Source organism: Limibacter armeniacum (assembly GCF_036880985.1).
Lineage (GTDB): Bacteria > Bacteroidota > Bacteroidia > Cytophagales > Flammeovirgaceae > Limibacter > Limibacter armeniacum.
Genome location: NZ_JBAJNO010000009.1, coordinates 2,193,023 through 2,208,097, shown reverse-complemented (window position 1 = coordinate 2,208,097; position 15,075 = coordinate 2,193,023). Strand labels below are relative to the sequence as shown.

Below are 15,075 nucleotides of genomic sequence, written 5' to 3'. Positions count from 1 at the left end.
TGTGAATGTAGGATAGCTTGAGGAAAGAAATATTAAAGACATACTCTAAGACATCTTTGGTGATGAAAATCAGTGGATTTACATTTTTAAAAAATACAACAAAACTATACTATCCTGTAAAAGAATCTATATTATCGATATTGGATATCGTGGATGAGTTTGTGATAGCTGTTGGGGATAATGACCCTGATGATAATACTTTGGGAATGCTCGAAAGTATTGGCTCTGATAAGATCAGAGTCATTAATACTGTTTGGGATCTTGATAAATACCCTAATGGAACAGTTTACGCTCAGCAGACGGATATTGCTATGAAAGCATGTACAGGTGATTGGCTTTTTTATATTCAAGGTGACGAAGCTGTACACGAGAAAGATCATCAAAAAATTCTTGATGCTTGTAGCAAATATGTTGATGATCCTGATGTTGAAGGCTTACTTTTCCGTTATATGCATTTTTATGGTGATTATGAACACTACTTTAGAAATCATTGCTGGTACCCAAATGAAATCAGAATTGTTCGTAACCTACCAGATGTTCATTCATTTAGAGATGCACAATCGTTTAGGAAAATTCCGAATTTTGACGGTGTAAGTTACCATTCTAAAGAAGGAGCTGAGAAGTTAAAGGTAGTCGAGATTGACGCTGATATCTATCATTATGGATGGGTACGACCTCCAGAACTTATGACCCAAAAGACAAGACACATTAATACAAATTATAAAGGGAAAGGGTTTAATGCGGATGACTATGAGGAATTCAGACATGCCTATGATTATGGCCGTTTGGATCGTGCGAAAGTATTCAAAGGAAGTCACCCTGCTTTAATGCAAGACAAAATTAAACAGCTTGATTGGAAAGATAAATTACGTTTTTCAGGCCCTACAGCAATTAACCGTGACTTAAAAAAGCATGAAAAACTAAAGTATAGAATACTTTCTTTTCTTGAAGAGAAATTCTTGGGAGGAAGGCTGATTGGTGGTTACAAAAACTATAAACTGATAAAAAAATAGGAGTACAACAATGTATTTGTTACTGGCTAAGAAAAATATAACTATCTGAAATACCTTGATATGCAAAAGTTAACAGCAATCATTCCTACAGGAAATGAGGAGCACAACATAGAGGCAGTACTGGAATCAGTATCGTTTGCAGATGAAGTGATTGTAGTGGATTCTTATAGTACTGATCGTACAGTAGAATTAGCAAGCAAACATACAAATTGCATCTTGATGAGAGAGTTTGATTATCCTTCATCTCAAAAAAACTGGGCAATTCCTCAGGCATCAAATGAGTGGATATTGTTGGTAGATGCTGATGAACGTATTACACCAGAGTTGAAAGCAGAGATACAAGGGATTTTAGCTTCAGACCCAAAAGAAGATGGATTTTGGATTTATAGACAGAATCACTTTATGGGACAAGAAGTAAACTATAGTGGTTGGCAGAATGATAAAGTGGTAAGGTTATTTCGAAAAAGTACTTGTCGTTATGAAGACAAACGAGTGCATGAGGAGATTGAGGTAAAAGATCGTAAGATAGGAGAGTTAAAGCATAAAATGCTTCATTATACTTATGTGAGCCTTGATCATTACATTAGTAAACTGAATCAGTATGCCAAGTGGCAAGCTGTGGACTATCAGAATAAAGTCCATAAGGTGAATTTTTCCCATTTGATGCTTAAGCCAACTTTTCGTTTTTTTAAGCACTTTTTTATACAGAAAGGCTATAGAGATGGTGTAGTTGGTTTCATTATTTCTTACCTCCAGTCTTATGCAGTAGCTAGTCGTTACATCAGACTGTGGCTTCTTCAGCAGGAAGGAAAATAACCTTCTGCTATTTTTATTCTTTCTAAATTAGATTCTAATAGCGTTATCTCTTTTAATTGAAGGGATAACGTTATTGTCCTACCCGTAAGCTTTTTCTAAATTTGCAGGATATTTCATAAGAGCTGGTTAGCTGATATTATGGTTGCTAGACTTAAGTAATTGTAATACAGTTGGCTGTTGTTAAACATATGTTTGTGGAACTGGGTTGAGACTGAAAATCTTAACTTCTGTCAAAAACTCTGATAAGATGAGTGAATTAATCAAGGATATCAGCCTTGTAAAGGATGAGAAAAAGGATGTAGATGCTTGTGGCGTAAGAGTATCTGAAAACACTGCCGAGCAAGGGCAGCGCAAGTTGTACATCGAAAGCTATGGATGTCAGATGAATTTTTCTGACTCTGAAATTGTCGCTTCCGTTATGAAGGAGGCAAACTTCGGTACTACTTCCAATGTGGAAGATGCTGATTTGGTATTCTTGAATACCTGTTCTATCCGTGATAAGGCGGAGCAAACAGTACGAAAGAGACTGAAGTATTTCAATGCGGTAAAAGATAAGCGCCCAGGTATGGTAATCGGCGTTTTGGGTTGTATGGCAGAACGCTTGAAAGAACAGCTGCTTGAAGAAGAAAAGATTGTAGATATTGTAGCCGGGCCAGATGCTTACCGTGACCTTCCAAAGTTGGTACAGGAAGTAGATGGTGGAGAGAAAGGCGTAAACGTATTCTTGTCAAGAGAAGAAACATATGCAGATATTAGCCCAGTTAGGTTAAATTCTAACGGTATTACAGCATTTATCTCAATTATGAGAGGTTGTGATAACATGTGTTCATTCTGTGTGGTACCATTTACAAGAGGTCGTGAGCGTAGCCGTGATCCACATTCGATTGTAGCAGAAGCAAAGGAGTTGTTTGATAAAGGTTACAAGGAAGTGACATTGCTTGGGCAGAATGTAGACTCTTACAAATGGGCAGAAGAGCAAAATAATAAGGCTAGGCTAGAGAAAATAGAGAAGAAAGGCGATGAAGTCGAGATTGTAAACTTTGCGAACTTGCTTGAAATGGTAGCTCAAGTTTCTCCTGATTTACGTGTTCGTTTCTCTACATCTCATCCTAAGGATATGACTGACGAGGTGTTGCATGTAATGGCTAAATATGAGAATATCTGTAAGTATATTCACTTGCCTGCTCAGTCAGGAAATAGTCGTGTTTTAGATATAATGAACCGTACTTACGACCGTGAGTGGTACATTGGTCGTGTTGATGCAATTCGAAGAATATTAGGGGAGGACTGTGGCATTTCTTCTGATATGATTGCAGGTTTCTGTACTGAAACAGAAGAGGAGCACCAAGATACATTGACACTGATGGATTATGTAAAGTATGATTTCAGTTATATGTTCTACTACTCAGAACGTCCAGGAACCTTGGCTGCCAAGAAGTTCGAGGATGACATTGCTTTGGATGTGAAAAAGCGCCGCCTGAGCGAAATTATTAACAAACAGAATGAATATTCTCTTGAACGTAACCAAAGAGATATTGGTAAGACGTTTAAAGTATTGATTGAGGGATATTCAAAACGTTCAGATGAGCACTTGCAAGGTAGAAATACAGCCAACAAAGTGGTGGTATTCCCTAAAAAGCACTATAAGCCAGGAGAGTATGCGGAAGTGAAAGTACATGATTGTACTTCGGCAACCTTGCTTGGAGAGGCATTATAATTTTTTTAGAACAAGAGGCTATCAGATAAAATATCTGATAGCCTTTTTAGTTACTGAACAGTTGAAAGTGAATTACGTCATCAAAGAATAGATGGATTATTTTTTTACCAATCTCCGTTTTAGCGTAATCTGTCGCATTTTTTTGCTTAAAAGTAACTGGTGTTATTCTTTGAGCTTAGTAAGATTTGGTTTTTGTCATCTGTTGGCAAAGACAAGTGTATTCTACAAATTAAGCCGTTGAATGCGGTTTGAAATCAAAGAATGGATATGATTGCCTTAACAGTTTGAGTGAAAATTACGTTGCTAATGTATGGAGTTTGTCTCTCTACATTGGCTGAAAGAATCTACTCTAACATTAAATTTTTTTAAATAAAATGAATAGTTACAGGTTCTCCATTGTTATCAGTGGGGATTCCTATATCCAACACTCAAAAACTAGCTGAACAATTATGAAAAATTACTTTTCACTATTCTATTTTCTTGTAATAGCTTTTTTAATAGCAGCCTGTTCTGACTCAGATGGGGAAGAAGTTACTGTGGATACTGAAGCTTTGGGGAAAGATGGAGTAAGTAATTCTGAAATTCCTGCTATTAACTTATTAGTAGATGATGTAATGCATTCACTGTACCTGTGGGCGGATGAAACACCTACTCTAAGTAATGAAAAATTAGCAAGCTATGAAAATCCACAAGATCTTGTTGATGCTTTTAAAAGTGAAGAAGATCGGTTTAGTTTTATTATCCAATCTGAGCCAGATAATGCCCGTATTGCTAGTAGTAAAGATGTAGGGACAGGTATTATTTGGGGGGTAAGTAGTGGTCGCATTTATGTTGTTCATGTATTAAAAGGCTCTCCAGCTGATTTGGCTGGTGTTACACGTGGTGATGTTATTAGTGAAATAGATGGAGCCACTGCCAGTTTGAATACAGCATTGGCACTTAGTGAAAGGGTATTAAGGTCTTTTGACTTGAAATTGACAAACCTTAGTGGAGGAGATGAAAGATCGGTGTCAGTGGCTTCAGAAATACTGGATGTAGAGTATGTGAGTGAGCATCAGGTGATAAGTTGGAACGGAAATAAAATAGGTTATTTGTTGTTTGATGCATATGAAGAAGCTTCAATTTCTGCTTTAAATGATGCTTTTTCAGAGTTCAAGCAAGAAAATGTAAGGTATTTGGTACTTGATCTTCGGTATAATGGAGGGGGGAGTGTAAGTGTAGCAAGACATTTGGCTAGCTTGATTTATGGAAAAGGGACTACTGATGATATACTGTTAAGAGAAATTTTTAATGAAGAATACTCTTCAGAAAATGCAGTAGTTACTTTTAGTCCTCAGACTCAGTTAGGTTTGGATTTGGATAAATTGTATGTCATCACAGGTGGTGGGACAGCATCAGCTAGTGAGCTGACCATTCATAACCTTCGCCCTTATATGGATGTTATTACTGTTGGTCAGACAACATATGGGAAAAACGTAGGATCTATTTTAATTCAGGAAGAAGGATATGACTTTTTCCCTATCTCTTTTAGAGTGACTGATGTGAATGGAGATGGAGATTATGGTGATGGGATTGCACCAGATATTAGTGATGCGAGAGATTGGATAGACGTTCCCTTGGGAAGTGTTAGCGAATCAAGGTTACGAGCCGCTTTAGAAGACATCAGTCCAAACTCAGCAGCTAGAGTAGCTGAGGAGAAACATCAATCAGTGGATGTGCCTGTAGTAGGAACACAGTCCTTGATAGATTATAACTTGAAAGTAAACTTAACAGAATAACAATACGAAAACCTTTGGAGGAACAGCCTTCAAAGGTTTTTTTTGTATAAATAAAAGTTTAAACATTATTGATTGATATTGAAGGTGTTTGTACAAAAGTACGAATACTTTTACTGATAGAGTTGTCATTAATCAACAGAAAAATTTATAGCTTTATCATTACGAGGGAAATTACATGGTATATACCCTCAAATCCTTGAGGGATGAAATAATGTTAATAACCCAAGTATTTTAATCAATGTTGAGAATAGCATCAGGGAAAGTAACCTGCTTTTTCATATTCATTTTTTTACTGCAAGCTTTTAATGGAATTGGACAACTATCCAAGGTAGATAGTCTATCAATGCTGTTAAAACAGCAGGACCTTACGGGAACGGAGAGGTATAAGATTCTGGCAGACTTATCATATACGCTGTGTCGCAGTGACATCAAATTGGCAAGAAGGTATGCATATGAGGCGAAAAATGTAGCCAAGCAGCTAAAAAGTGATCAGCTGTATGGACGAGCGCTTTCGCTTGTAGGACTGACTTATAAAGCAGAGGGTGCATATGAAAAGGCCCTTTTGAATTATAGACAGGCATATGATTTAGAAACAGAGCCAATTAATAGAGGGAATATCTTAGGCAGAATAGGAAGTATTTATAGCCATTTGGCTAAGTATGATTCAGCATTTCATTATTACAATGCAGCATTAGCAATACGTCAAGAAATAGGGGATGAAGAAGGGGTGTCTTTTTCATATAATAACTTAGGGACATTGTATGAGCGAAAAGGTGAATACAAGAAAGCCATTGAGTATTATTTCAAGGATTTACGCCTTTCTGAAAAGCTAGGTGTGAGCGATCAGGACCGAGGGGTGACGCTGTATAATATTGGGTTAGTTTATTCTACATTAGAAGACCATAAACTTTCACTCAAGTACCTGAATCAGTCCCTGGAGTTGCGAAAGAAAGTAGGTGATAAAAAAGGAATGGCAGTAACGCTAAGTGCATTGGGTGATCTGTACCTGAATATAGAAAACTATAGCCTTAGCTTTGATCATTATACGGAAGCCTTACAGCTATGCAGAGATTTAGGAGATGTGAGAAGAGAGGCTGAAGTACTGGCAGATTTAGGTTATTGGCATCATAAGAGAAAGATTTATCAGAAAGCAACAGAGCTATTTAGGGAAGCACTTGCGCTGTATCAGCAGATAAATGACAAACGAGGGTTATTGGAGTGCTACAAAAGCTTGTCGGAAACTCTTTACAAGCAAAAGGATTATGTAGCGGCTAGTAAGCTTGTATCAAAAGCTTACCCTTTAGCTGAAGAAATGGGAGCGAAAAGTGTCATTTTGGAACTGATGGAGTTGGAAAACAAAGTGGTACTGTCTTCAGTGAATCAATTTAAAGCGCTAGAGCAGGTTCAGCGATTTTTAAACCTTAAAGATTCCATCTATAACTTAGAGAAGGCAAAACAAATCGCAGAACTGCAGGCTGAGTATGATTTGTCAAATACGGAAAAGGAAAATGCTTTGCTTCGAAAAGAGCAAGACTTACAACAAATAAGATTAAAGCAGGAGCATAATGCTACCTTAACTTTTGGAGGAATCTCATTTATTCTGACACTTTTGGCCATATTTTTCTATCGACAAAGAAGGTATGGGCTGAAAGTGAACAAAGTTCTACAGACGAAAAATAAGGAGCTGAAGGAGAGGGAAACTGAGTTGATTGAACATTCAGAAGAGCTAAGTCAAGTTAATGAGGAGTTATTGGCAAGTAATAATGCTTTGCAAGAGGCATATGGAAGAATTGAGTTGAAAAATGAGCAGATCACTCAAAGTATCAACTATGCATGCCGGATACAGGAAGCACTTTTCCCTACTAAGGAAGATATCAACCAAAACTTTAAAGGAAGTTTTGTTTACTTCAAGCCATTGGACCTGATTAGTGGAGATTTCTATTGGCTGTTGAATTTTGAAGGGTTAGTTTTTTGGGCGGCTGTTGATTGTACAGGACATGGGGTTCCTGGTGCGTTAATGAGCATGTTGGCAAGTAGTGGGCTAGATGATATTGTGAGAAATGATAGGGTCACTGATCCTGCCCGAATATTGGAGTACCTTCATTTACGGATAGTTGATACACTGAAACAACAGCAAGGTTATAACAATGATGGAATGGACGTGTCATTGTGTGTGTATGATCCTGTTAGTAAAAAGTTGAGTTTTTCAGGTGCTAGACATTCAATTTGTTATATCCAGAATGGAGAGTTGAATATGATTAAGGGAGTGAAGCGTTCGATTGGAGGAGAAATGTTTCATAAACCATTCAAGAGCCATGAGATCAGTATCAAAGTGCCAACACAAGTTTACCTTTATTCTGATGGATATAAAGACCAGTTTGGTGGACCGAAGAATAAACGTTTTATGGCTCATCGTTTCCGTAACTTATTAGAAGAAATTCATCATCATGATATGGGAAAGCAATATGAGTTGTTGGATAGGAATTTTTATGGTTGGATGAACGAAAGTCGTACAACACAGGTTGATGATGTATTGGTTTGGGGAGTGCTAATTGATTAATAAAATGGGAGATGGATTTCTTTCTATAGTTTTAATTCCTATCTTTGCACCCGCAAATTTTGTTAAACAAACAATATAGGCTGCGGATATATTGAATGTCTGACTTTGCTTAATCATCCAATCGGGATGATTATCATATGGGTCAGAACAATAAACCTCACAGTTTATTTGTAAATTATTTGTAGTTAATACTATGGAAAACAAAGAATATTTAAGCGTAGAGTACAAAAAAGCAATCTTCGAACAGTACAGCAAAGGTGGAGCAACTGATACAGGTTCACCTGAAGCACAGGTTGCACTTTTCACTAAAAGAATCAGCCACCTGACTGAGCACCTGAAGAAAAACAAAAAAGACAACGCGTCTCGTTTGGGTCTTCTTAAATTGGTAGGTAAAAGAAGAAAATTGCTTAGCTACTTGGCTAAAAAGGATATCAACAGATACAGAGCAATCATCAAAGAACTTGGTATCAGAAAATAATGTGTTTTCAAAAAACACATATTTTTCTAGAGCTAAGGTTGATTCTGACCATCTGAAAAATATACAGGGACCCCTTCTTGAAAAGGGTCCCTTTTTGCGTATAAGTATGCGTATCCAGTATTAAAAGCTGATTTTTTTAACAGATGCATATAGAAAAGGATAGCAAGATTTTACAAAAATGAAGCTACCTTAAGTTATTGGAGCACAAGAATGTGTTCAAAATGTGATAAAAAATACAATTAAGCGGACAATAGTTGGTGAAAATTTGTATTTTTCATGGTTGAAAGAAGAAAGAGATAAAAAAGCGGAAAAAAAAATTAAGCAAGCGGTTATTCTATGTGCAAAATAGAGGCACAACCCTACCTTGGGCTGCGGCATTATTCCTTAGCCAGCCATAGAGATAGAGAAATCAATAAGCAGTCAAGATCAACCTCTCATATTCGCCTCGCAGAATTTTCGCTGAATTAAGCTGTAACAAAAAGAAGTTCACATACGATGTTCGAAAACGTAATTAACAAAACTATTGCCCTCCCTGACGGAAGAGAGATTTCAATCGAATCAGGCAAGATGGCAAGACAAGCAGATGGTGCTGTTGTATTGAGAATGGGCAATACAATGCTTTTGGCTACTGTAGTGTCAAGCACAGATTTGAGAGAAGGAATCGATTTCTTCCCTTTATCAGTAGACTACCAAGAAAAATTTGCTTCTGCTGGTAAAATCCCTGGAGGATTCCTGAAGAGAGAAGGCAGATTAAGTGACAGGGAAATCTTGATTTCAAGATTGGTAGACCGTGCGCTTAGACCAATGTTCCCATCTGACTATCGTTACGAAACACAAGTAAATATTTCCTTGATTTCTGCAGATCAGGAAGCTCAACCAGACGCATTGGTAGCGTTGGCAGCTTCTTGTGCTTTAGCAGTATCAGATATTCCTTTCCCAACACCAATTTCAGAAGTTAGAGTAATCCTAACTAAGGATGGTGAATATGTAGTAAACCCAACACCAGCACAAATAGAAGCTTGTGATCTTGATTTGATCGTAGCAGCTTCTGAGGAGAATATCCTGATGGTGGAAGGTGAGATGAATGAAGTGTCGGAAGATGTTATGCTGGAAGCAATGAAAGTTGCTCATGATGCAATCAAAGTACAGTGTCAAGCTCAAGCCGAACTGACTGAGATGGCTGGCAAAACAGAAAAAAGAGAATACGACAAGGGACCTGAAAACGAAGAGCTAGAGAAAGAGATTTTTGATAAAGTATATGACAAGCTTTATGCTGTAGCTAAAGCTTCTATCAAAAATAAATCAGAACGTAAAGAAGCGTTCTCAGCTATAAAGCAAGAGTATTTGGACGCACTTCCAGAAGATGATGAAACAATTGATCTCTTCTTGGTGAAAAAATACCTGAATGCAGCAGAAAAGAAAGCAGCAAGAAACTTGGTGTTGGATGAAAAAGTTCGATTGGATGGTCGTCAGCTGACAGAAATTCGTCCAATTGAATGTGAGGTAGATTATTTGCCTTCAGCACACGGTTCTGCATTGTTTACAAGAGGTGAAACTCAATCACTGACAACTGTAACAATGGGTACTAAGTTGGACGAGCAGATGATCGATGGTGCTATGTTCCAAGGTACAAGCCGCTTTATTTTGCATTACAACTTCCCTGGTTTCTCTACTGGTGAGGTTAAGCCTAACAGAGGTCCTGGTAGACGTGAAGTAGGTCATGGTAACTTGGCATTGAGAGCACTTTCAATGGTAATGCCTCCTGAAAATGAAAACCCTTACACTGTACGTGTAGTGTCAGATATTCTGGAATCGAACGGGTCATCATCAATGGCAACGGTTTGTGCAGGTTCTTTGGCGCTGATGGATGCAGGTGTGAAACTTAAATCGACAGTATCAGGTATTGCGATGGGTATGATTTCAGACCCTGAAACTGGTAAGTATGCGATACTTTCTGATATTTTGGGTGATGAGGATCACTTGGGAGATATGGACTTCAAGGTAACAGGTACTGAAAAAGGTATCACTGCTTGCCAGATGGATATTAAAGTGGATGGTTTGTCATACGAAGTACTGAAATCAGCTTTGGCTCAGGCTAATGAGGGTAGGTCTCATATCCGTGGCAAGATGGAGGCTGTAATTAAGGAAGCTCGTCCTGACTTGAAACCTCATGCTCCACGTTCTGTGACAATCGAGATTGAGCAGGATATGATTGGTGCTGTGATCGGACCAGGTGGTAAGATTGTACAGGAAATCCAGAAGGAAACAAATACAACGGTTGTTATCGAGGAAGTTGAAGGTAAAGGTCTTGTAAATATCTTTGCTGTCAATGGAGACGATATGAAAGCAGCAGTTGAACGTGTAAAAGCAATCATTGCAGTACCAGAAATTGGTGAGGTATATGATGGAGTTGTAAAATCAATTCAGCCATTTGGAGCCTTCGTTGAATTCATGAAAGGTAAAGATGGTTTGCTTCATATCTCAGAGATTTCTTGGGAAAGAATCGAGACTATGGATGGTGTCATGGAAGTAGGAGAAGAAGTGAAAGTGAAGCTGATTGACATCGATAAGAAGACAGGAAAGTATAGACTTTCTAGAAAAGAACTGCTAGCTAAACCAGAAGGCTATCAGGAACGTAAAAAGGAAAGAAACGATAGAGGTGATCGTAGAGGTGGTGGAGATAGAGGTGGTAAGAAGAGATTCTAAATCACACTATTGAACATTATAGATAAACTAGGTGTTGTAATTCAAAGAAGTGGTATTACAATACCTAGTTTTCCTCTTGTCCAATCTTTTTATAATTGATTGTGAACTAATAAACCTACATATTCGTTATCATAAGGCATTTGTCTGAAAAAATAAAAGTCACCAACTGATGAGACAACTCAAGATTAGTAAGCAAATTACAAACAGGGAGTCGCAATCACTGGATAAGTATCTCCAGGAGATTGGTAAAGTCGACCTGTTAACTCCTGATGAAGAAGTAGAGTTGGCAAAGCGTATCAGGGAGGGAGATCAGCTAGCTTTGGAAAAGCTAACGAAAGCTAACCTCCGCTTCGTCGTTTCTGTAGCAAAACAGTACCAGAACCAAGGGCTCTCTTTGGGTGACTTAATCAATGAAGGAAACCTAGGATTGATTAAGGCGGCACAACGTTTTGACGAAACCCGTGGTTTCAAATTTATTTCTTATGCAGTTTGGTGGATTAGACAGTCTATCTTGCAAGCATTGGCTGAACAGTCAAGAATTGTTAGGCTTCCACTGAACAGAGTTGGTTCTTTGAACAAAATTTCAAAAACTTTCTCTGAATTAGAGCAGAAATACGAACGTGAGCCATCTCCAGATGAATTGGCTGAAGTATTGGATGTGACAACTAATGAAGTTGTTGATACCATGAAAATTTCAGGTCGTCATGTTTCCATGGATGCACCATTCGTACAAGGTGAAGAAAATAACCTGTATGATGTGTTGGAAAATGACACTGAAGAGAAGCCAGACGCAGAGTTAATGAATGACTCACTCCGAAGAGAAGTACAACGTGCACTTTCAACTTTGACAAAAAGAGAGGCAGATGTAATTACACTTTACTTTGGATTGAATGGAGAGCATTCAATGACTTTAGAAGAAATTGGAGAGAAATTTAACCTGACACGAGAGCGTGTTCGACAAATTAAGGAAAAAGCAATTCGCCGATTGAGACATACTTCAAGAAGTAAGGCGCTGAAACCTTATTTGGGCTAGATAAATAAAAAGGGTTGTCAATTTCAATTGACAACCCTTTTTATATAATTAACTAAATACCCTATTTTATCCTTTGGTAAGTGATAAAAGAGTAATCGTACGGATTTTTATCATCTTTACTGAAGTCAAACCTTGAAACTTCTTCCCAAACTTTTTCATCTATTTGTGGAAAGAAAGTATCTCCCTTAAACTCAGCCATAACATCAGTTACGTAAAGCGTATCAGCCAGATCAATGGCTTGTTCATATATTTGAGCGCCACCTATGATAAAAGCTTCTTTTTCGCCATTACTTTCTGCTATTTGGATAGCATCTTCTAATGACTGCGCTTTCACGCAACCCTGAGCAGGCTCATATTCATTATTTCTTGTAATAATAATATTCTCTCTATCGGGCAATTTTCTCTTGATGGACTCATGTGTCTTACGACCCATAATAATATGATGTCCAGAGGTACGCTTTTTAAAATGTGCCAAGTCAGCAGGAAGGTGCCAAACAAGCTTATTTTCCTTGCCTATGACATTTTTATGAACGGACTTGGCTACAATAATTGAGATTTCCATAATTGTGATAAGCCTTGAGTGAAAGGCATTAGTCAGTTTAGTATTAAAGCTTGCTTTGTTCGTAACCTGAATCAATAAGCAAATCAGGGTTTCTGGCTGCTTGAGTGGCTAGTTCATCACATCTTTCGTTTTCAGGAATACCAGCATGTCCTTTTACCCACTTGAGCGTAACGTTATGTTTGGGGTAGATATTAAGGAAGCGGCGCCAAAGATCCTCATTCTTCTTACCTTGAAACCCCTTCTTTAGCCATCCCCACAACCACTTTTTTTCTACAGTATTTACTACATATGAAGAATCTGAATAGATTGTTATGTCTTGTCCAGGATAAGTTAAGGTTTCCAATGCAACAATTACTGCTAACAGTTCCATCCTGTTATTAGTGGTTAACCTAAACCCTTCAGAAATTTCCTTGCGATAATTATTATGAGCAGGAGAGATGAGCACTACACCATAACCTCCAGGTCCAGGATTTCCAGTTGATGCTCCATCTGTATATGCAATAATCATAGGCAAGGTAAAATTATTTAAATGTTTAATGAAAACACAGCAAGCTACAATAGCTATTTCGTGCTTAATATTTGTTAGCCAATTTCTTAGGCTCTGTTTTGTTCTATTTTTCTAACCCGTCAAGACGGTGTTTATAAGATAAGTATGACTGTACAATATTTATTAGGTTTTAATTGGAGTACAGTAATATAATCTCTGACTACTAGTATAATCATGTTTCACTATTTCTTAGCATAGAAATAGTAAAAATAAGCTTTAGTAGAGACAATTGGATCACGTGTGTTTTACTTTCCTTAATTGGGTTATTTCTACACAAGAGAAATAAAATAATGGTTTTTATTTGAAGTGAAAACTCTTATCAAAAGAAAGATCAGTAGAAAGTGGATCTGCCATGAGGTACACTCCATATTGGAGCGTAAAAATAATAGAAATATTGCAACAACTTATATAATCTTTGAAGCAACTTTATGAAAAATCAAGATTTAATAAATATTTTCATTGTACTATTTTAATGTTACCTATTCAATAAAGATGAAATTGTAGTTGAAGGGGATATGTTTCAGTGTACAGATTAATATAGAGAGTGCAAATAGTGCGGAAAGTTGTGTATGAGATTAAGTTTATAAGTAACCATTTTTACTCCTTTATGTAACTTTAATTGCTTTTTTGTCTATTTCTCGATAAGTTATTTTTGGATGGAAAGTAATCATGCTTTTTGCCTAACTTTATACAAAATCAAGTAAGCCAATTTTTACAAACCTAATGGACTAGAGAAAAGTCTTTGATAAATCCTTTTATCTAAAGTAGTTTCAACGCTCAAAAATATAACTTACGTGAAGCGATTATATCTTTTTTTGATCATACTATTTTCCCTTTTTCAAGGGTATGATGCATATGCCCAATTCCCAGACTTACAGGAAGATGAAAACTATGAAAAAGAATGGGCGTTTGGTATTCTGATGAATACACATGGTGGGTTGATTGGTGGTGTGTCCGTTAGGCATGCTCGTAAATTATTCTTTACTCGCACCATCAAAGAGTCTTTAGGAGTCAATAGTGGTAAGGAAAAAGTAACTGTTTTGAAGGAAGGGTATTTGGAAAACCCCAACATGTATCACAGCTTTTCTTTTGAAATAATTAATATTAAACACCCTAAAGAGCAACGTATTCAAAGCCCACAAACAGGGAATTCTTATGTGCCGGCAAAGCGAAACTATCTTTTGGTGATTAGACCTCAATATGGAAGAGAGTTGATTCTTTTTAGAAAAGCTCGGGAACAAGGAGTCCAGATTAACTTTGTAGGAGCTGTAGGACCAGCAATTGGATTGGTAGCTCCTTACCTTATCAGATATCGGGATACGGATAGAAACCGTACGGTAGTAGAGCAATATGATAGTCAAATTCATACAAATACTCAGCGTATAGAAGGTACTGGAAGTTTTCTGGAGGCAATAGGTAAATCTAATGTACAGCTGGGGCTGGCACTGAAAGCATCTTTGACCTTCGAGTTTGGTATATCAAAGCGTAATATTTCTGGTGTTGAAGCTGGCGCAATGCTTGATGCCTTTACTAAGGAAATTGAAATTTTACAAGGGGCTGATAATAAAGCGATTTACCCATCTCTATTTTTGACATTTTTCTTTGGAAGCCGTAAATAATTACGAGAATAAAAGAATTGATATAGGCAGCTTATGGAGAAATAAGTTGCCTTTTTTGTTTAGAGAGCCACAATGAAGTTATAGAATCATTATAAAAAGGGGAGAAGTCATCGGAAAGATAGGATTAGTTTGTAATTTTGCAGCTGAAAACGAAGCTGTAAAGGTTGATGGCTTAAATGCATAACTGACTGATAAACATGTTTGATCAGTCTTCCTAATAAACAATTAAGGAGTTATTGGGTTTAA

11 protein-coding genes are annotated in these 15,075 nt (G+C 37.3%); 9 read left to right on the top strand and 2 right to left on the bottom strand.

The genetic code is table 11. The annotated features are described in order from the left end of the window. Window positions 1-62: 62 nt before the first annotated feature. The 8 genes from V6R21_RS26995 (at window position 63) to V6R21_RS26960 (ending at window position 12,101) form a co-directional block, all read left to right on the top strand. On the top strand, window positions 63-1,013 hold the full coding sequence (locus V6R21_RS26995) for a glycosyltransferase family protein (RefSeq protein ID WP_334246628.1): 951 nt from the start codon (window positions 63-65) through the stop codon (window positions 1,011-1,013). 60 nt (window positions 1,014-1,073) lie between these two features. Further along, a complete protein-coding gene (locus tag V6R21_RS26990; RefSeq protein ID WP_334246627.1) occupies window positions 1,074-1,829 on the top strand; it encodes a glycosyltransferase family 2 protein in 756 nt (251 codons plus the stop codon). A gap of 247 nt (window positions 1,830-2,076) precedes the next feature. Then, window positions 2,077-3,546: a tRNA (N6-isopentenyl adenosine(37)-C2)-methylthiotransferase MiaB gene (miaB, locus tag V6R21_RS26985; protein ID WP_334246626.1), complete on the top strand. Its 1,470-nt coding sequence runs from the start codon at window positions 2,077-2,079 to the stop codon at window positions 3,544-3,546. 449 nt (window positions 3,547-3,995) lie between these two features. Beyond that, window positions 3,996-5,324 carry a S41 family peptidase gene (locus V6R21_RS26980; RefSeq protein WP_334246625.1) on the top strand — a complete coding sequence of 443 codons (1,329 nt, stop codon included), beginning with the start codon at window positions 3,996-3,998 and terminating at the stop codon, window positions 5,322-5,324. A gap of 238 nt (window positions 5,325-5,562) precedes the next feature. Next, window positions 5,563-7,884: a tetratricopeptide repeat protein gene (locus V6R21_RS26975; protein WP_334246624.1), complete on the top strand. Its 2,322-nt coding sequence runs from the start codon at window positions 5,563-5,565 to the stop codon at window positions 7,882-7,884. Between the two features lie 193 nt (window positions 7,885-8,077). Next, window positions 8,078-8,362, top strand: coding sequence for a 30S ribosomal protein S15 (rpsO, locus tag V6R21_RS26970; protein WP_334246623.1), 285 nt, complete (start codon window positions 8,078-8,080; stop codon window positions 8,360-8,362). A 495-nt stretch (window positions 8,363-8,857) separates the two neighbouring features. Continuing rightward, window positions 8,858-11,068: a polyribonucleotide nucleotidyltransferase gene (gene pnp / locus V6R21_RS26965; protein WP_334246622.1), complete on the top strand. Its 2,211-nt coding sequence runs from the start codon at window positions 8,858-8,860 to the stop codon at window positions 11,066-11,068. Between the two features lie 169 nt (window positions 11,069-11,237). Then, the gene (locus V6R21_RS26960) at window positions 11,238-12,101 is read left to right on the top strand and encodes a sigma-70 family RNA polymerase sigma factor (protein ID WP_334246621.1); all 864 of its coding nucleotides are present in this window, start codon (window positions 11,238-11,240) and stop codon (window positions 12,099-12,101) included. A gap of 61 nt (window positions 12,102-12,162) precedes the next feature. Here V6R21_RS26960 and V6R21_RS26955 read toward each other — a convergent pair whose 3' ends face one another. Together V6R21_RS26955 and rnhA are read right to left on the bottom strand one after the other, a co-directional pair. Then, window positions 12,163-12,663 carry a dihydrofolate reductase gene (locus tag V6R21_RS26955; protein WP_334246620.1) on the bottom strand — a complete coding sequence of 167 codons (501 nt, stop codon included), beginning with the start codon at window positions 12,661-12,663 and terminating at the stop codon, window positions 12,163-12,165. A gap of 43 nt (window positions 12,664-12,706) precedes the next feature. Beyond that, a complete protein-coding gene (rnhA, locus tag V6R21_RS26950) occupies window positions 12,707-13,171 on the bottom strand; it encodes a ribonuclease HI (protein ID WP_334246619.1) in 465 nt (154 codons plus the stop codon). 833 nt (window positions 13,172-14,004) lie between these two features. Here rnhA and V6R21_RS26945 point away from each other — a divergent pair. Continuing rightward, the gene (locus V6R21_RS26945) at window positions 14,005-14,829 is read left to right on the top strand and encodes a hypothetical protein (RefSeq protein WP_334246618.1); all 825 of its coding nucleotides are present in this window, start codon (window positions 14,005-14,007) and stop codon (window positions 14,827-14,829) included. The last annotated feature ends 246 nt before the right edge of the window (window positions 14,830-15,075 follow it).